The organism is Streptomyces sp. CA-249302 (assembly GCF_050936785.1).
Lineage (GTDB): Bacteria > Actinomycetota > Actinomycetes > Streptomycetales > Streptomycetaceae > Streptomyces.
Genome location: NZ_JBNJMG010000001.1, coordinates 2,863,835 through 2,882,661, shown reverse-complemented (window position 1 = coordinate 2,882,661; position 18,827 = coordinate 2,863,835). Strand labels below are relative to the sequence as shown.

Below are 18,827 nucleotides of genomic sequence, written 5' to 3'. Positions count from 1 at the left end.
CCGCTCTGAGGCCGGGCCCGCTCTGAGGCCGGGCCCGCTCTGAGGCCGGGCCCGCCCCCTTCAAGGAGGCGGGCCCGGTCCGTCAGCCGCTCTGGCTCTGCTCGCCGGCCGGTCGCCGCAGCCGCGTCAGTGTCGCTGCCCAGCGCTCGGCGGCGCCGGCCTTGACGGCCGTCCAGCGGTCCATGAGGTCCCAGACCGCGCGGACGGCCGAGCGGGGCGCCACCACCGCACGGACCCGGGTGGCCCAGCTGACCTGGGACCGCAGCGCCGCCCGCATCCTGCGGACCTCGTCGGCCAGCCCTGGCACGGCGTGCGGCCGCGGCGAGAACAGCACCTGCTCCACCGCGCTCGCCACCCGGTGCACCGACTCCGCGGTGGCCGGGTCCAGTTGCCCCAGCCGCACGATCCGCGCCGCCGCCTTGCGCGGGGTGAGCGCGTCGTCCGGTGTGATGCCGTAGTCCCAGGCGGTGTCGGTGAGCTCCCGCCAGACGGCCAGGACGTGCCCGGCGGCCACCTCGGCGGCGTACCGCTCGTCCGCCTCCACCGCCATCGGCGGGGACTCCATGTCGACGTCCGTGGACCCTCGGCCGGGGCCCCGGGCCCGGCCCGCTCCGGCCGGCGTCCGGCCGGCCGAGGCGTGCTGGGCCGAGGCCAGCCGTACCGAACGCCGGCGCAGCCGCCACAGCATGGGCAGCAGCGGTGCGGCGACCACCAGGAGGCCGAGCAGCACCCAGCCGGTGATCTGGTACCACGGCGGGCCGCTGTCACCCGGCTTGCCCGTGTCCAGCGGCAGGGCCTCGCTGCACGCCTCCAGCTTCCGGTCCTGCGACGAGCAGCTGGTGCTCGCCGACGGGGCCGCCGAGGCCGACGAACCGGCCGACGTGGAGGGCTGCGTGACGTCCGGGAGGGTGCTGCCCGTGCTGTCCGACTGCGTGTACGAAGGGGCCACACCCCGGGTCGGGGTCGGCTCGAAGCGGGTCCAGCCCACGCCCTCGAAGTACAGCTCGGGCCAGGCGTGGGCGTCCTTCAGGCCCACCGTGATCGATTTGTCGGCCTGCGGGGAACCGGGCGCGAAGCCCACCGCGACCCGGGCCGGTATGCCCAGGCTGCGGGCCATCGCCGCCATCGCGAAGGAGAAGTGGACGCAGAAGCCCTCCTTGTCCTTCAGGAACTTGGCGATCGCGTTCGGGCCGGTGCCCACCTGCACCTGGGTGCTGTACTGGAAGCCGCCGGTCGAGGCGAAGTACTCCTGGAGCTTGACCGCCTGCTCGTAGTGGTTGGTGGCGCCCTCGGTGACCTGGCGGGCGGTCTTCGCCACCACGGCCGGCACCGAACTCGGCAGACGGGTGTACTCCCGCCTCATGGCGGCGGACGGCTCCGGCGCGTCGGCCAACTGCTCCGCCGTCGGCTGCACGTCGAGGCTCTTGACCAGGTACGTCTTGCCGCGCGTGGTCTCGCCGTGGTCGCCGACCAGCGTCATGCCCACCGGTTCGTAGCGCCACTTGCCGCTGACGTTCACATCGCTGGGCGGGTACGGCATCGGCAGCCAGTCCTGGGCGTACCAGTCGGCGGCGGAGATACGGGTCTCGATCTCCGCGCGCTTGACGTCGGGGCCGAGACCCGTCGGGGTCGGGAGTTTGTCGGGCACGGAGGTGATGTGCCGCTTGGACGGCTTCCAGGTGCTGCCGTCGAAGTCGTCCAGGGAGACGATCCGCAGATACAGGTCCGAGATGTCGTTCGTGTTGGTCTTCAGGGTCAGGACCTGGCGGTCCTGGTCCACGTTCAGACTGTCGCGCAGCGACACCAGTGGGTTCACCGCGGAGATCGTGCCCCCGCTGCCGTTGCCCGAGCCCACGCCCGTGCCGGCGCCGTCCAGCAGCCCGCCGTTCATCGCGGGCAGCGCGACCGGCACGACGAGGGCGATGCCCAGCGCGAGCACGCCGATGCGCCGCCCGGTGCGGACCGGCGCCACCGGTCCCGGCTCCCCGCCGGGCGTGCGTGGCGCCCCGCCGAAGACGCGGCCCCACTGGGAGAGCCGGTCCCGGCCCTCGGCGAGCAGCAGCATCAGATAGCCGCCCGCCGCGACCAGGAACCACAGCCAGTCGGCGCCGCCGTCGGAGAGCCCCGCGGCGACCGAGTACAGCGCGAGCAGGGGCAGTCCGGCCGGGGCCGCGCTGCGGAAGGTCACCGCGAGGGTGTCCACCGCGAGCCCGATGATCAGGACCCCGCCGAGCAGCATCAGCCGTATGCCGTCGGATTCCAGGGGTGCCGGGATCGCGTACCGGGCGATGTCGTCGCTTCCCTGCTGGAGCAGGTCGGCGAAGTGCTGGAAGGCCTCGGGGCCCGGGACGATCCCGAGGAAGGCCTGCTGCCGGGCGAAGGCCAGGGTCAGGATCAGCAGGGTGACCAGCGCCTGTGCCGCCACCGTCAGCGGCCGGGCCAGCGGCACCCGCCGGGTCAGCGCGCCCACGGCCGACTGCACGCCCAGCAGGAAGGCCGCCTGAAGGATCCAGGTGGCCGGGGAGACCAGCGGCAGCAGGGCGCAGGCCGCCATCAGCGTGGCCGCCCAGGCGCCCAGCGCCAGTCGTGCCCGCCCGCTCATGACCCCGCCCCCTCACCGCTCGTACCGCTCGCGGCGGTCGTCCCGCCCGTCGCGGCCAGGCCCGCGCGCTCGCGGTCCGCCTGCCGCCACAGCTCGCTCAGCGAGGCGCCGCGCGGCACGCTCAGGGCCGTCCAGCCCGCCTCCCGCAGCATCCGCAGCCGCTCCTCACGCCTGTCCAACGGGCCGGGCACATCGGTCGGTTCCCGCACCCACGCGCCGCTGTCCAGCAGGAACGCGACCGCGCCCCCGCTGCGCTGGCGCATCTTGGCGGCCACCGTGGCCTGTTCCTCGTCGAGGTCGCCGAAGAAGGCGACCAGCAGCCCCTCGTTCCCGCCGCGCAGCACGTCGTACGCACGGGACAGGCCCGCGCCGTCGGAGTGGTCGACCACCGCGAGGGTGTCCATCATCAGCCCGGCCGAGTCGGCCGTCTCCTGGCTCGCGCCCGCGAAACCGTCCGCGCCCTCGCCGGGCACCGAGCTGCCGGTGTCCGTCAACAGCCGGACGGAGAAGCCGCGTTCGAGCATGTGCACCAGCACGGACGCCGCGCCGGACACCGACCATTCGAAGGCCGAGTCGGGGCCCGCGCCCTGGAAGGCGATGCCGCGGGTGTCCAGCAGCACCGTGCAGCGGGCCCGCTGGGGCTGCTCCTCACGGCGCACCATCAGCTCGCCGTAGCGGGCGGTCAGGCGCCAGTGGACCCGGCGCAGGTCGTCGCCGTAGCGGTACCCGCGGGGGATCACGTCGTCCTCGCCGGCCAGGGCGAGCGAACGCTGCCGGCCGTCGCCGTACCCCTTCGACTCCCCGCTCAGCCGCACCGGCGGCAGTGCCTCCACACGCGGGATCACCGTGAGGGTGTCGTACGAGGAGAAGGACCGGGTCAGCTCGCACATGCCGAACGGGTCGGTCAGGCGCAGCTGGAGCGGGCCCAGCGGATAGCGGCCGCGCAGGTCGGAGCGGACACGGTAGGAGACCTCGCGGCGGCCGCCCGGCTCGACCCGGTCGAGGACGAAACGGGGCCGGGGGCCGAGGACGTACGGCACTCGGTCCTGGAGCATCAGCAGGCCCGTGGGCAGCCGCGAGACGTTGTCCATCCGCAGATGGACGCGGGCCTCGCTGCCCGCGGGCACGCGCGCGGGGGAGAGACGGCGGCTGCCGGCCACCCGGTAGCGCGTGCGGTACAGGAACAGCGCGCACACCAGGGGCAGCACGGCGAGCAGCAGGCCGACCCTGAGCAGGTCGCTCTGCCCGAGGACGTAGGCGCAGATGGCGGCCGCGATGCCGGCCGCCAGGAAGGAGCGACCGCGGGTGGTCAGGCCCGCCAGAGCCGTCCGGACGCCGCCCTTCTCGCCGCGGTCGGCGTCCGCCTGCCCGGTCGCCCCGGAGGTCATCACAGCCTCCGCGGCGGCTGCTGGCCGTATGCCGGCGTGCCGTGACCGAGGCCGCCGAAGCCGCTCTGCTGCTGGGGCGCCGCGGGCACCGCGGTGCGCTGGAGGATCTCCTGCACGACCTGCTCCGAGGTGCGCCGGTTCAGCTGGGCCTGCGCGGTGGGCAGCAGGCGGTGTGCCAGGACGGCCACGGCAAGCGCTTGCACGTCGTCCGGCAGGGCGTACTCCCGGCCGCTCAGGGCCGCCGACGCCTTCGCCGCGCGCAGCAGGTGCAGCGTCGCGCGCGGGGAGGCGCCGAGTCTGAGGTCCGGGTGGCTGCGCGTGGCCGCGACCAGGTCCACCGCGTACCGCCGGACCGAGTCGGCGACATGCACGCCCCGCACGGCCTCGACCAGCTTCACGATGTCGTGCGCGTGCGCCACCGGCTGGAGGTCGTCCAGCGGGTTCACCCCGCCGTGGATGTCGAGCATCTGAAGCTCGGCCTCCGCGCTGGGGTAGCCGATGGAGACCCGGGCCATGAAGCGGTCCCGCTGCGCCTCGGGCAGCGGATAGGTGCCCTCCATCTCGACCGGGTTCTGCGTGGCCACCACCATGAAGGGGCTGGGCAGCTCATAGGTGTGCCCGTCGATGGTGACCTGCCGCTCCTCCATGGACTCCAGCAGCGCGGACTGGGTCTTCGGCGAGGCGCGGTTGATCTCGTCGCCGATCACGATCTGCGCGAAGATCGCGCCCGGTTTGAACTCGAACTCCCGCCGCTGCTGGTCCCAGATGGACACACCTGTGATGTCCGAGGGCAGCAGGTCCGGGGTGAACTGAATGCGCCGCACCGAACAGTCGATGGACTTCGCCAGCGCCTTGGCGAGCATGGTCTTGCCCACGCCCGGAACGTCCTCGATCAGAAGATGTCCCTCGGCGAGCAGTACGGTCAGCGAAAGCCGCACGACCTCGGGCTTGCCCTCGATCACTCCTTCCACCGAACTGCGGACCCGCTCCACAGTGGCAGTCAGATCTGTAAGGCTCGCTCGATCGTCATAGGTCGTCACCCGGCCCTCCTCGGCCCGTTCTTTCTCCGGGCCGACGCTTGCTGTGCGGACCGGCCCACCCCGAATCACGGACACCACGCGTGAAAAGTTCCGCGTGACGCCACACCCGCATTCTTGCTGCCGTTACCGTTTCGTGTCACTCGACTGTGGACAACTGGCTGCGCTATGTCGGGTTTTACGGTGCTTGGGCTCCAGCATGCGCGGGATTTGCGAAAAACGAGAAGGGCCGGGGCGGGTTACGCGACCCGGTTACGCCGGGTCGATCTCGCGCAGCAGGCCCGTCCGCACGTCGAAGACGAAGCCGCGCACGTCGTCGGCGTGCAGCAGGAACGGCGAGGTGCGCACCCGCTGCATGGACTGGCGTACGTCCTGGTCGACGTCCCGGAAGGCCTCCACCGCCCAGGCGGGGCGCTGGCCGACCTCCATCTCCAGCTCGGTGCGGAAGTCCTCGGTGATCGCCTCCAGGCCGCAGCCCGTGTGGTGGATGAGGACGATGCTGCGGGTGCCGAGCTTGCGCTGGCTGATGGTGAGCGAGCGGATCACGTCGTCGGTGACCACACCGCCCGCGTTGCGGATGGTGTGGCAGTCGCCCAGCTCCAGGCCGAGCGCCGCGTGCAGGTCGAGACGGGCGTCCATGCAGGCCACGACCGCGACATGCAGGACGGGACGGGCGTCCATCCCGGGGTCGGTGAACTCGGCGGCATATCGTCCGTTGGCATCGACGAGACGGTCGGTGACGGTGCCGCCGCGTATGGCGCCTTCGGACTCGGTGGGTACGGATGCAGAAGTCGTCATAGCTATGACGTTACTGGTCACATGCGATCCGGTCTGCCTGTGAGAGCGGGAAAAGAGCGTCATCACGGTCCTCTTGTGAGGTAACCCACATAGGTGGCGGAGGTGGAGCCGTCAGGGTGATTTTCCCTGGTTTGCCGCTTCGCACGCACGCCGGGGCGCGACGCGCAGGCCGGTTGATTGACCGCGAGACACCGTGGACTAAAGTGACGCGAAGCGGGAGGCGAGGCTGTTCCTGCTGGACTGAAATCCCCAGGAGACCCCGGCCGCTGCGCCGGAATCTCCCCGCGGGCGGGGACCCCGGCGGTGCGGGCCCGCCGGATCTGAGAGGGCCCCTTGAGCCAGAGTCGACACGTCCCGGTGATGCTCCAGCGGTGCCTGGACCTGTTGGCCCCCGCCCTCGAGCGGCCCGGATCGGTGGTCGTCGACTGCACGCTCGGCCTCGGCGGCCACAGCGAGGCCCTGCTCCAGCAGTTCCCCGAGGCCCACCTGGTCGCCCTCGACCGCGACAAGGAGGCGCTGCGCCTGTCCGGCGAGCGACTCGCGCCCTTCGGTGAGCGGGCCACCCTGGTGCACGCCGTCTACGACGAGCTCCCGGACGTACTCGACCGGCTCGGCATCGCGCGCGTGCAGGGTGTCCTGTTCGACCTCGGTGTCTCCTCCATGCAGCTCGACGAGGCCGACCGCGGCTTCGCCTACGCCCAGGACGCGCCGCTCGACATGCGGATGGACCAGACGACCGGCATCAGCGCCGCCGAGGTCCTCAACACCTACCCGGCCGGCGAGCTCGTCCGCATCCTGCGCGCGTACGGCGAGGAGAAGCAGGCCAAGCGGATCGTCGCCGCCGTCGTGCGCGAGCGGGACAAGGAGCCGTTCGGCAACAGCGCGCGGCTCGTCGAGCTGATCCGGGACTCGCTGCCGCAGGCCGCCAAGCGCACCGGCGGCAACCCGGCCAAGCGCACCTTCCAGGCCCTGCGTATCGAGGTCAACGGCGAGCTGTCCGTCCTGGAGCGGGCGATCCCGGCCGCGGTGAAGGCGCTCGCCGTCGGCGGACGGATCGCCGTGCTGTCGTACCACTCGCTGGAGGACCGCCTGGTCAAGCAGGTGTTCGCGGCCGGCGCCGCCAACACCGCGCCCCCAGGGCTGCCGATCGTGCCCGAGCAGTACCAGCCCCGGCTCAAGCTGCTCACGCGTGGTGCCGAACTTCCCACCGAGGACGAGGTCGCCGAGAACCGGCGGGCGGCACCGGCGCGACTGCGCGGGGCCGAGCGCATCAGGGAGGACGTGAGTGAGTGATGCGGGCAGCGAGCGGGTTGGGAAACCGGACTCACTGGAGGTCCGGTGAGTAGGAAACCCGAACTGAGGGGGCGCGCGGCCCGTCTCGCGCGCCTCTTCCCGGGCCCGTCGGGCTCCGGCCCGCAGGCGGCCCGCACTCCCTTCGTCCTCCTCGTCGTGCTCCTCCTGGGCGGCGGCCTGATCGGGCTCCTGGTACTGAACTCCGCGCTCAGCGAAGGCTCGTTCAAGCTCGACGACCTCCAGAAGGACACCAAGAACCTCACCGACGAGGAACAGGCGCTCCAGCGGGACATCGACTCCTACTCCGCGCCGGACGCCCTCCAGCGCCGCGCCCGCGAGCTCGGCATGGTCCCCGGCGGCGACCCCGCCTTCCTGAACCCGAACGGCACCGTGAAGGGCGTCCCCTCGGCCGCCGCCCAGCAGTCCGCCGTGCAGATCCCGCTGGCCCTGCGCCCGCCGGAGACCATCACCCACAGCCCGGCCGCCGCCCCCACGCCCACCCCCGCGGTCACGCCCACGCCCACTCCGACCACGACCCCCGGCAGGTGACGGAAGTGTCCGACAGGGAACCGCCGCGCCGCCGGGTGCCCGGCCCCGCGCGCCCCGCCCGCCCCGCCGCCGGTCAGCGGCGCCCGGGCCCCGGCGCCCGTCCGCCGGCCCGCCGCCCGGCAGCGGCCCGTCCCGCCGCCCCGAACCTCCTGCGCCTGGGCAGCCCCCGCCCCCGGCTGCGCATGGTCAGCCTCGCGCTGACCCTGGTGCTGATCGCCTTCGTCGTACGGCTGCTCCAGGTGCAGGCCGTCGACGCGAGCACCTACGCCGCCCAGGCCGAGCAGAACCGGTACGTCGTGCACACCCTGGCCGCCGAGCGCGGCGGCATCACCGACCGCGACGGCGTGGCCCTCGCGGCCAGCGTGGACGCGTACGACATCACCGCCGACCCCACAATGTTCACCAGCAAGCAGCTGAAGGTCGACGACGGGCCCGAGCAGGCGGCGGCGCTGCTCGCCCCGATCCTCGGCGTCGACCAGGACTCGATCGTCAAGAAGCTCCGGCCGGCGAACAAGGCGCTGCGCTACGTGCTGCTCGCCCGCCGCCAGACCCCCCAGGTCTGGACGCAGATCAAGGACCTCAAGTCCGCGCTCAACACGAAGGCGGACACCGACAAGTCCACCGTCAACGCCCTCGCCGGCGTCTTCGCCGACCCCAGCAGCAAGCGCGTGTACCCCAACGGCGACCTCGCCGCCGGGATACTGGGCTGGGTCAACGACGACGGCAAGGGCGGCGGCGGCATCGAGCAGGAGCTCAACTCGGAGCTCACCGGCAAGGACGGCAAGATCCGCTACGCCCAGTCCGGCGGCCGCCTGATCCCCACCGCGGGCTCCACCGAGACGCCCGCGGTGCCCGGCAGCGACGTCGAGCTCACCATCAACCGCGACATCCAGTGGGCCGCGCAGAACGCGATCACCGAGCAGGTGAAGGAGTCCAAGGCCGATCGCGGGTACGTGATAGTGCAGGACACCCGCACCGGCGAGATCCTCGCCATGGCCAACTCGCCCGGCTTCGACCCGGGCGACCTGTCCGAGGCGGACCCCGATGCCCTGCACAACTGGGCCGTCGAGGACGCCTACGAGCCCGGCTCCACCGCGAAGGTGATGTCGATGGCCGCCGTACTGGAGGAGAACGTCGCCACGCCGCTGACGCATGTCGTCGTGCCGAACCGGCTGCACCGCGGCGACCGGCTCTTCAAGGACGACATCGACCACGCCACCTGGAACCTCACGCTCAACGGCGTGCTCGCCAAGTCCAGCAACATCGGCACCATCGAGGCCACCGGCCAGCTCGGCAAGACCCAGGCGCAGGCCAACAAGGTCCTCTACAAGTACCTGCGCAAATTCGGCCTCGGCAGCTACAGCGGGCTCGACTTCCCGGGCGAGACCAAGGGCATCCTCGCGCCGCCCGACAAGTGGTCGACCTCGCAGCAGTACACGATTCCTTTCGGCCAGGGCGTGTCGATCAACGCGATCCAGGCGGCGTCCGTCTACTCGACGATCGCCAACGGCGGCGTGCGCGTCGAACCCACGCTCGTGCGCGGCACCAAGGGACCCGACGGGCGCTTCACACCGGCCGCGACGCCCAAGAAGACAAGGGTCGTCAGCGCCAAGACGGCGAAGGAGCTCGCCCAGATGCTGGAGTCGGTCGTGGACGACCAGGAGGGCACCGGCACCAAGGCGCGCATCCCCGGCTACCGGGTCGCGGGCAAGACGGGTACGGCCAACCGCGTGGATCCGGCCACCGGCAAGTACCGCGGATACACCTCGTCGTTCGCCGGATTCGCGCCCGCGGACAACCCCCGGATCACCGTCTACTGCGCCATCCAGAACGCCACCAGCGGCAGTTACTTCGGCGGCCAGATCTGCGGACCCATCTACAAGCAGGTGATGGAGTTCGCCCTGAAGACCCTCCAGGTCCCGCCCACCGGGGCGAAGGCCGCGAACCTGCCCGTCAGCTTCACGCCCTGATCAGCGCAACCAGCCAGGAACGCTCCGTGACCATGATCACTTCCGACTCCGCCAACCCGGACGCGCCCCGCCCCTCACTTCGCCCGCAGGCGGGTGCGCCCGGTACGCTCACCGCCGTGCCACACGCTGATCAGTCCCAAACCACCCAGAAGGGCGTTTCCGTGACATATCCGGGGCCGCCACGACCGGTTCAGGTCTCCGCAACACCCCTCGCGGAGCTCGCCGATCAGCTGGGTGCCGCCGCGCCGGAAAGTCCCGCCGAGGTCACGGGCATCACCCATGACTCGCGCGCCGTCCGCCCCGGAGACCTGTACGCCGCCCTCCCGGGCGCCCGCCTGCACGGCGCCGACTTCGTCACGCAGGCCGCGGGTCTGGGCGCGGTCGCCGTGCTGACCGACCCGACCGGCGCCTCGCGCGCCGCGGCGACGGGGCTTCCGGTCCTGGTGGTCGACGACCCGCGCGGGCGGATGGGCGAGCTGGCGGCCACGATCTACGGCCATCCGGGCCGCGAGCTGCTCCAGATCGGCATCACCGGCACCTCCGGCAAGACCACCACCGCCTACCTCGTCGAGGGTGGCCTCAAGACCAAGAGCAACACCGGCCTGATCGGCACGGTCGAGACGCGCATCGGCGACGAGCGCATCAAGTCCGAGCGGACCACCCCCGAAGCGACCGATCTCCAGGCCCTGTTCGCGGTCATGCGCGAGCGCGGGGTCGAGGCGGTGGCCATGGAGGTCTCCAGCCACGCGCTGGTCCTCGGCCGGGTCGACGGCTGTGTCTTCGACATCGGCGTCTTCACCAACCTCAGCCCGGAACACATGGAGTTCCACTCCGACATGGAGGACTACTTCCGGGCCAAGGCACAGCTGTTCACGCCGGAACGCAGCCGGCTCGGCGTGGTCAACGCCGATGACGAGTACGGCCGCCGGCTCGCCAAGGAGGCCACCGTCCCGGTCGTCACCTTCTCCGCCGAGGGCCACCCGGACGCCGACTGGCGCGCCGAGGACGTCGAGATCGGCCAACTGGACTCGACGTTCACCGTGATCGGCCCCCAGGGCGAGCGGATCGAGGCCAGGGCGCCGCTGCCGGGCCCCTTCAACGTGGCCAACACCCTCGCCGCGATCGTCGCCCTGGCCGCCGCGGGCCTCGACCCGCAGACCGCCGCCGACGGCATCGCCGCCGTGCCGGGCGTGCCGGGGCGCCTGGAGCGGGTGGACGCCGGGCAGCCGTATCTCGCGGTCGTCGACTACGCCCACAAGACGGACGCCGTCGAATCGGTCCTGCGCGCCCTGCGCAAGGTCACCGAGGGCGAGTTGCACGTCGTGCTCGGCTGCGGTGGCGACCGGGACAGGACCAAGCGGGCGCCGATGGGCGCCGCCGCGGCCCGGCTCGCCGACACCGCCGTACTGACCTCCGACAACCCACGCTCCGAGGACCCCCTCGCGATCCTTGCAACCATGCTCGAGGGCGCGGCGTCCGTACCAGCACACGAGCGCGGCGAGGTCCAGGTCTTCGAGGACCGGGCCGCCGCGATCGCCGCCGCCGTCGCCCGAGCACGGCCCGGAGACACCGTGCTGGTCGCGGGCAAGGGGCATGAGCAGGGCCAGGACATCGCCGGGGTGGTCCGTCCCTTCGACGACCGCCAGGTGCTTCGAGAAGCCATCCAGAAGACCCAGGGATGAACTTGTGATCGCCCTCTCTCTCGCCGAGATCGCCTCAGTCGTCGGCGGGCAGACGCACGACATACCGGATCCGTCCGTCCAGGTCACCGCTCCGGTCGTCCGGGACTCCCGCGAGGTGCTGCCCGGCAGCCTCTTCGTCGCCTTCGTCGGCGAGCGCGTGGACGGCCACGACTTCGCCGCGCAGGTCGTCGAGGCGGGCGCGGTCGCCGTACTGGCGTCGCGCCCCGTCGGCGTGCCCGCGATCGTCGTCGAGGACGTCCAGACGGCCCTCGGCGCCCTCGCGCGTCATGTCGTACGACGCCTCGGCGCGACCCTCGTGGCCCTCACCGGCTCCGCGGGCAAGACCAGCACCAAGGACCTGATCGCCCAGGTGCTCCGGAGCAAGGCACCGACGGTGTTCACGCCCGGCTCGCTCAACAACGAGATCGGGCTGCCGCTCACCGCGCTCAACGCCACCGAGGAGACCAGGTTCCTCGTGCTGGAGATGGGCGCCCGGGGCATCGGCCACATTCGTTACCTGACCGAGCTGACACCGCCGAGGATCGGCCTCGTCCTGAACGTCGGGACCGCCCACATCGGCGAGTTCGGCGGCCGCGAGCAGATCGCGCAGGCCAAGGGGGAGTTGGTCGAGGCCCTTCCCTCGGCGGAAGAGGGCGGCGCCGCGATCCTCAACGCGGACGACCCCCTCGTACGAGCCATGGCAGGCCGTACGAAGGCCAAGGTGCTCCTTTTCGGAGAGGGCGACGAAGCGGACGTACGCGCCGAGAACGTGCGACTCACGGACAGCGGACAGCCCGCCTTCAGGCTCTGCACACCCTCCGGTGCAAGCGACGTGACCATGCGCCTGTACGGTGAGCACCACGTGTCGAACGCGCTCGCCGCGGCCGCCGTCGCCCATGAGCTGGGCATGTCCGCGGAAGAGATCGCCACCGCGCTCTCCGAGGCGGGCTCCCTCTCCCGCTGGCGCATGGAGGTCACCGAGCGACCGGACGGCGTGACCATCGTCAACGACGCCTACAACGCGAACCCCGAGTCCATGCGAGCCGCCCTGCGCGCGCTCGCGGCCATGGGCCGGGGGCGGCGGACCTGGGCGGTGCTCGGCAAGATGGCCGAGCTCGGGGACGAGGCGCTCGCCGAGCACGACGCGGTCGGACGGCTCGCCGTCCGGCTCAATGTCGGCAAGCTCGTCGCGGTCGGGGGCAGGGAAGCGTCCTGGCTGCAACTGGGCGCATATAACGAGGGTTCGTGGGGTGAGGAGTCGGTGCACGTGTCCGACGCACAGGCGGCGGTCGACCTGTTGCGCAGCGAGTTGCGCCCGGGGGACGTCGTGCTCGTGAAGGCGTCCCGGTCGGTCGGTCTGGAGAGCGTTGCCCAGGCGCTCCTGGAGACCGGTGCCGAGGGTGAGGTTGCCGCCCGATGATGAAGCAGATCCTGTTCTCAGGAGTCATTGGTCTGTTCCTCACCCTGGTGGGCACCCCGCTGCTGATCAAGCTGCTGGCCCGCAAGGGCTACGGCCAGTACATCCGTGACGACGGCCCGCGCGAGCACGCCAGCAAGCGCGGTACGCCGACGATGGGCGGTATCGCCTTCATCTTCGCGACGGTCGCCGCGTACTTCCTGTCCAAGGTCATCACCGGCTACCCGCCGACCTATTCGGGCCTGTTGGTCCTCGGTCTGATGGTCGGCATGGGCCTGGTCGGCTTCCTCGACGACTACATCAAGATCGTCAAGCGGCGTTCGCTGGGTCTGCGGGCCAAGGCGAAGATGGCTGGCCAGCTGATCGTCGGCATCAGCTTCGCGGTGCTCGCGCTCCAGTTCCAGGACGCCCGCGGCAACGCCCCGGCCTCGACGAAGCTGTCGTTCATCACGGACTTCGGCTGGTCGATCGGCCCGGTGCTGTTCGTGGTCTGGGCGCTGTTCATGATCCTGGCGATGTCGAACGGCGTGAACCTGACGGACGGTCTGGACGGCCTCGCCACCGGCGCCTCCGTGCTGGTCTTCGGCGCCTACACCTTCATCGGCGTCTGGCAGTTCCAGGAGTCCTGCGCCAACGCGACGACCCTGACCAACCCGGGCGCCTGCTACGAGGTGCGCGACCCGCTCGACCTCGCGGTCATCGCCTCGGCGCTGATGGGTGCCTGCCTCGGCTTCCTGTGGTGGAACACCTCGCCGGCCAAGATCTTCATGGGTGACACCGGTTCGCTCGCGCTCGGCGGTGTCCTCACGGGCCTGGCGATCCTCTCCCGCACCGAGCTCCTCGTGGCCATCATGGGCGGCCTGTTCGTCCTCATCACCATGTCGGTGGTCATCCAGGTCGGCTCCTTCCGGCTCACCGGCCGGCGCGTCTTCCGGATGGCGCCGCTCCAGCACCACTTCGAACTCAAGGGCTGGTCCGAGGTCCTTGTGGTGGTCCGCTTCTGGATCATCCAGGGCATCTGTGTGATCGTCGGACTGGGCCTCTTCTACGCGGGATGGGCAGCGGACAAGTGACCGACTGGCAGGTGCTCTCCCTGGAGGGCAAGCGCGTCACCGTCGCCGGGCTCGGAGTCTCCGGCGTCCCGGCGGCCAAGGCGCTGCACGCGCGTGGAGCGCTCGTCACGGTCGTCAACGACGGCGACGACGCGCGCGCGCGTGAACAGGCCGAGGAACTGGAGGCGCTGGGCATCACCGTGCGCCTCGGCCACGGCGCGACCCTGCCCGAGGGCACCGAACTCGTCGTCACCGCGCCCGGCTGGAAGCCCGACAAGCCCCTCTTCGTGGCGGCCCGCGCGGCCGGCGTCGACATCTGGGGCGACGTAGAGCTCGCCTGGCGCCTGCGCGGCCCGGACGCCGCCCCCTGGCTGGCCGTCACCGGCACCAACGGCAAGACCACCACCGTCCAGATGCTGGCGTCGATCCTGACGGCCGCGGGCCTGCGTACGGCCGCCGTCGGCAACGTCGGCGTCTCCGTGCTGGACGCGGTGCTCGGCGAGCAGGAGTACGACGTACTCGCCGTGGAGCTGTCCAGCTACCAGCTCCACTGGGCGCCCTCCCTGCGCCCGCACTCCGCCGCCGTGCTGAACCTGGCGCCGGACCACCTCGACTGGCACGGCTCCATGGAGGCGTACGCCGCCGACAAGGGTCGTATCTACGAGGGCAATCGGGTCGCCTGCGTCTACAACGTCGCCGACAAGGCCACCGAGGACCTGGTGCGCGAGGCCGACGTCGAGGAGGGCTGCCGGGCCGTCGGCTTCACCCTCGGCACGCCGGGCCCCTCCCAACTCGGGGTCGTCGAAGGCATCCTGGTCGACCGCGCCTTCGTGGAGAACCGGCAGCAGAACGCCCAGGAGCTCGCCGAGGTCTCCGACGTCAACCCGCCCGCCCCGCACAACATCGCCAACGCCCTTGCGGCGGCGGCCCTCGCGCGTGCGTTCGGGGTGCCCGCGGCGGCCGTACGGGACGGGCTCAGGAACTTCACGCCGGACGCGCACCGCATCGCGCACGTGGCCGACGTGGACGGGGTCGCGTACATCGACGACTCCAAGGCCACCAACACGCATGCGGCGGAAGCCTCGTTGGCGGCGTACGACTCGATCGTCTGGATCGCGGGCGGGCTCGCCAAGGGCGCGACCTTCGACGAGCTGGTCGCCAAGTCGGCAAAGCGACTTCGCGGGGCCGTGCTCATCGGCCGGGACCGCGCCCTGATCCGCGAAGCCCTCGCGCGACACGCGCCGGAAGTACCCGTCGTCGACCTCGACCGGACCGACACTGGGGCGATGCTCGCGGCTGTCCAGGAGGCCCGGCGGCTCGCGGCCGCGGGCGACACGGTGCTGCTGGCCCCGGCCTGCGCCTCCATGGACATGTTCGCCAACTACAACAAGCGCGGCGACGCGTTCGCGGAGGCGGTTCGCGAACTCGGCGTCTGACCGACGTAGCGGAGGCGTCTGATGCCCAGTAGCCGTACCGGACGGCCGCCCGTACAGCGGGCGGTCAGACGCCCCGCCGTTCCCCGGTCGCCCCGCGACAACCCCGTGCGGCGGCTGTACCTCAACGCCAAGCGGGCCTGGGACCGGCCGCTGACCGCGTACTACCTGATCGCCGGCGGCAGTCTGCTGATCATCGTGCTCGGTCTGGTGATGGTCTACTCGGCCTCCCAGATCACCGCGCTCCAGATGTCGCTGCCGGGCTCGTACTTCTTCCGCAAGCAGCTGCTGGCCGCGGTGATCGGCGGGGTGCTGCTGCTGGTCGCCTCGCGGATGCCGGTGAAGCTGCACCGGGCGCTGGCCTACCCGATCCTCGCCGGTGCCGTGTTCCTGATGGCTCTGGTGCAGGTGCCGGGGATAGGGATGTCGGTCAACGGCAACCAGAACTGGATCTCGCTCGGCGGCTCCTTCCAGATCCAGCCCAGCGAGTTCGGCAAGCTCGCCCTGGTCCTGTGGAGCGCCGACCTGCTCGCCCGCAAGCAGGACAGGAACCTGCTGAACCAGTGGAAGCACATGCTGGTGCCGCTCGTCCCGGTCGCCTTCATGCTGCTCGGCCTGATCATGCTCGGCGGCGACATGGGTACGGCGATCATCCTCACGGCGATCCTGTTCGGGCTGCTGTGGCTGGCCGGGGCGCCCACGCGGCTCTTCGTCGGGGTCCTGTCCATCGCCGCCACCCTCGGTGTGATCCTCATCAAGACCAGCCCCAACCGCATGGCCCGCCTCTCCTGCATCGGCGCCACCTCACCGCAGTCCGGACCGGTCGACTGCTGGCAGGCCGTGCACGGCATCTACGCCCTCGCATCCGGCGGAATCTTCGGCTCCGGGCTCGGCGCGAGTGTGGAAAAATGGGGTCAACTCCCCGAAGCGCACACGGACTTCATCTTCGCCGTCACCGGTGAGGAACTGGGCCTCGCGGGGACGCTGTCGGTGCTCGCCCTCTTCGCGGCTCTAGGCTATGCGGGTATCCGCGTGGCCGGCCGTACGGAGGACCCCTTCGTCAGGTATGCCGCGGGAGGCGTGACCACCTGGATCACGGCCCAGGCCGTGATCAACATCGGTGCGGTGCTCGGCCTGCTGCCGATCGCCGGTGTCCCGCTCCCGCTGTTCTCCTACGGAGGATCCGCCCTGCTGCCGACCATGTTCGCCATCGGGCTGCTCATCGCGTTCGCGCGGGACGACCCCGCTGCGCGGGCGGCGCTTTCGATGCGGCAACCTCGCTTTGGTAGAAAGCGGGCGGGAGGCGCCGGATCGGGACGGGGGCCTCGGAGATGGAACACGATGCGACGGCGTGCGCCTGCGGCGCGGCCGTCCGGAGAGCGGTGAATTTCGGTGCATGTCGTACTCGCCGGTGGGGGGACCGCCGGCCACATCGAGCCCGCGCTCGCCCTCGCGGACGCCCTGCGCAGGCAGGACCCCACCGTGGGGATCACGGCCCTGGGCACGGAGCGCGGCCTTGAGACCACGCTCGTACCGCAGCGGGGCTACGAGCTCGCGCTGATCCCGGCCGTGCCGCTGCCCCGCAAGCCCACGCCCGAGCTGATCACCGTCCCGGGCCGGCTGCGCGGCACGATCAAGGCGACCGAGCAGATCCTGGAGCGCACCAAGGCCGACGCGGTCGTCGGCTTCGGCGGCTATGTCGCGCTGCCCGGCTACCTCGCCGCCAAGCGCCTCGGCGTGCCGATCGTGATCCACGAGGCCAACGCCCGCCCGGGCCTGGCCAACAAGATCGGTTCCCGGTACGCCGCCCAGGTCGCCGTCGCCACGCCCGACAGCAAGCTGCGCAACTCCCGCTACATCGGCATCCCGCTGCGCCACACCATCGCCACCCTGGACCGGGCCGCCGCCCGCCCCGAGGCCCGCGCGATGTTCGGCCTCGACCCCAACCTGCCGACCCTGCTGGTCTCCGGCGGCTCGCAGGGCGCCCGCCGCCTCAACGAGGTCGTCCAGCAGGTCGCGCCCTGGCTCCAGCAGGCCGGCATCCAGATCCTGCACGCGGTCGGCCCGAAGAACGAACTGCCGCACGTACAGCAGATGCCGGGGATGCCCCCCTACATCCCGGTAAGTTACCTGGACCGGATGGACCTCGCGTACGCCGCGGCCGACATGATGCTCTGCCGTGCGGGCGCGATGACCGTCGCCGAACTCTCCGCCGTCGGACTGCCGGCCGCCTATGTCCCGCTGCCCATCGGCAACGGTGAACAGCGGCTGAACGCCCAGCCGGTGGTCAAGGCCGGCGGCGGACTGCTGGTCGACGACGCGGAACTGACGCCGGACTGGGTCCGGGGCAACGTCCTGCCCGTGCTCGCCGACCCGCACCGGCTGTACGAGATGTCCCGCGCCGCCGCCGAGTTCGGCCGCCGGGACGCCGACGACCTGCTCGTCGGCATGGTGTACGAGGCGATCGCCGCCAACCGTGCACGCCCGTAGGAACGGCATGTAGCTGTGTGAACGAAGGGCAGGGAGCGTGGCCGGACCGACCACCGCCGAGCGCGGTGAACGTCAGCAGGAGTCGTCCGGCCCGCCTCTCGCCCGGCGGTTGAGGCGACTGGGGCCGCCGCGACTTCGTACGATCATCGTTCTTGCCATCGCGCTGGTCCTCCTCGGAGCCGGTGCCGTCTGGCTGTTGTACGGATCCCAGTGGCTCCGCGTTGAACGCGTATCGGTTTCCGGTACCCGGGTTCTGACGCCCGAACAGGTTCGGACCGCCGCCGAAGTCCCCGTCGGGGCACCGCTGATTTCCGTCGACACCGATGCGATCGAGACGCGACTGCGCGCGAAACTGCCCCGAATTGACACGGTTGACGTGGTCCGTTCCTGGCCTCATGGAATCGGCCTGAAAGTGGTTGAGCGCACTCCGGTTCTGATTGTCCAAAAGGGCGGAAACTTCGTCGAAGTGGACCATGAAGGTGTCCGTTTCGCCACGGTTTCCCAGGCCCCGAAAGCCGTTCCCGAACTGGAATTGAAGCTGTCCTCCACCGGCTCGGCCGGCGCGAGTCTGCGCCGTTTCGGCGAGCAGCGGCTGGTGCGGGAGGCGGTGCGGGTCGCCGGTTCCCTTCCCGACGGGGTGGCCCGGGTCGCCCGGACCGTCAAGGTGCGTTCCTACGACGACATCTCGCTGGAGTTGAACGGCGGACGGACGGTCGCCTGGGGGAGTTCCGAGCGGGCCGCCCTGAAGGCGCGTACGCTCACCGCTCTCATGAAAGCGGCGCCGGACGCGCGGCACTTCGACGTCTCGGTTCCCACCGCCCCTGCGTCATCAGGGAGTTGACGCACATCCGCGCAGGCCAGCACCCTGGTTGGGCACTGCTACGGCTGATCACATAGGGTGAAAAGAAAAACGGGAGGTTCGGCGTGTTCGTTGAACGTGCGCCACTTGTCGACTTAGTGTCCTGTTCGGAAGAGTCCAGCGAACAGTCACACTGGTAACCCTAAACTTCAACGTTAGGGTTCGGGTCGGCTTGACGGACCGTCCCATTCGGCATCAGTCGCCAGATCGCATCCCCTGCGAAGCGGCGACACGTAACTCGAGGCGAGAGGCCTTCG

The 18,827-nt window shown here is 71.0% G+C and carries 14 protein-coding genes; 10 read left to right on the top strand and 4 right to left on the bottom strand.

Annotation, left to right across the window (positions count from 1 at the left end):
* Window positions 1-82: 82 nt before the first annotated feature.
* From ACQEWB_RS13020 to ACQEWB_RS13005, 4 genes are all read right to left on the bottom strand, one after another.
* A complete protein-coding gene (locus tag ACQEWB_RS13020; RefSeq protein WP_432830320.1) occupies window positions 83-2,602 on the bottom strand; it encodes a transglutaminase TgpA family protein in 2,520 nt (839 codons plus the stop codon).
* Complete coding sequence (locus tag ACQEWB_RS13015; protein WP_432830318.1) at window positions 2,599-3,990, bottom strand: DUF58 domain-containing protein; 1,392 nt, start codon at window positions 3,988-3,990, stop codon at window positions 2,599-2,601. The genes ACQEWB_RS13020 and ACQEWB_RS13015 overlap by 4 nt, the downstream gene beginning before the upstream one ends.
* Complete coding sequence (locus tag ACQEWB_RS13010; RefSeq protein WP_432830316.1) at window positions 3,990-5,030, bottom strand: AAA family ATPase; 1,041 nt, start codon at window positions 5,028-5,030, stop codon at window positions 3,990-3,992. Before ACQEWB_RS13010 ends, ACQEWB_RS13015 begins: the two co-directional genes overlap by 1 nt.
* Before the next feature lie 249 nt (window positions 5,031-5,279).
* Complete coding sequence (locus ACQEWB_RS13005) at window positions 5,280-5,888, bottom strand: beta-class carbonic anhydrase (protein ID WP_432830314.1); 609 nt, start codon at window positions 5,886-5,888, stop codon at window positions 5,280-5,282.
* Between the two features lie 270 nt (window positions 5,889-6,158).
* Here ACQEWB_RS13005 and rsmH point away from each other — a divergent pair, with 270 nt between their 5' ends.
* The 10 genes from rsmH (at window position 6,159) to ACQEWB_RS12955 (ending at window position 18,552) form a co-directional block, all read left to right on the top strand.
* Complete coding sequence (gene rsmH / locus ACQEWB_RS13000; RefSeq protein WP_432830312.1) at window positions 6,159-7,118, top strand: 16S rRNA (cytosine(1402)-N(4))-methyltransferase RsmH; 960 nt, start codon at window positions 6,159-6,161, stop codon at window positions 7,116-7,118.
* 45 nt (window positions 7,119-7,163) lie between these two features.
* Window positions 7,164-7,667 carry a septum formation initiator family protein gene (locus tag ACQEWB_RS12995; protein WP_432830310.1) on the top strand — a complete coding sequence of 168 codons (504 nt, stop codon included), beginning with the start codon at window positions 7,164-7,166 and terminating at the stop codon, window positions 7,665-7,667.
* 5 nt (window positions 7,668-7,672) lie between these two features.
* Window positions 7,673-9,637, top strand: coding sequence for a peptidoglycan D,D-transpeptidase FtsI family protein (locus ACQEWB_RS12990; protein WP_432830308.1), 1,965 nt, complete (start codon window positions 7,673-7,675; stop codon window positions 9,635-9,637).
* Between the two features lie 161 nt (window positions 9,638-9,798).
* Window positions 9,799-11,319: a UDP-N-acetylmuramoyl-L-alanyl-D-glutamate--2,6-diaminopimelate ligase gene (locus ACQEWB_RS12985; protein WP_432830306.1), complete on the top strand. Its 1,521-nt coding sequence runs from the start codon at window positions 9,799-9,801 to the stop codon at window positions 11,317-11,319.
* Between the two features lie 4 nt (window positions 11,320-11,323).
* A complete protein-coding gene (locus ACQEWB_RS12980; RefSeq protein ID WP_432830304.1) occupies window positions 11,324-12,739 on the top strand; it encodes a UDP-N-acetylmuramoyl-tripeptide--D-alanyl-D-alanine ligase in 1,416 nt (471 codons plus the stop codon).
* Complete coding sequence (gene mraY / locus ACQEWB_RS12975) at window positions 12,739-13,809, top strand: phospho-N-acetylmuramoyl-pentapeptide-transferase (RefSeq protein ID WP_432843784.1); 1,071 nt, start codon at window positions 12,739-12,741, stop codon at window positions 13,807-13,809. Before ACQEWB_RS12980 ends, mraY begins: the two co-directional genes overlap by 1 nt.
* Window positions 13,791-15,224 (top strand): UDP-N-acetylmuramoyl-L-alanine--D-glutamate ligase, encoded by a 1,434-nt coding sequence (gene murD / locus ACQEWB_RS12970; RefSeq protein WP_432830302.1) that lies wholly within the window; start codon window positions 13,791-13,793, stop codon window positions 15,222-15,224. The genes mraY and murD overlap by 19 nt, the downstream gene beginning before the upstream one ends.
* Window positions 15,225-15,245: 21 nt before the next feature.
* Window positions 15,246-16,607, top strand: a complete 1,362-nt coding sequence (gene ftsW / locus ACQEWB_RS12965) for a putative lipid II flippase FtsW (protein ID WP_432830300.1) — start codon at window positions 15,246-15,248, stop codon at window positions 16,605-16,607.
* Window positions 16,608-16,613: 6 nt separating this feature from the next.
* On the top strand, window positions 16,614-17,711 hold the full coding sequence (gene murG, locus ACQEWB_RS12960) for an undecaprenyldiphospho-muramoylpentapeptide beta-N-acetylglucosaminyltransferase (protein WP_432830298.1): 1,098 nt from the start codon (window positions 16,614-16,616) through the stop codon (window positions 17,709-17,711).
* Window positions 17,712-17,748: 37 nt separating this feature from the next.
* The gene (locus ACQEWB_RS12955; protein WP_432830296.1) at window positions 17,749-18,552 is read left to right on the top strand and encodes a cell division protein FtsQ/DivIB; all 804 of its coding nucleotides are present in this window, start codon (window positions 17,749-17,751) and stop codon (window positions 18,550-18,552) included.
* The last annotated feature ends 275 nt before the right edge of the window (window positions 18,553-18,827 follow it).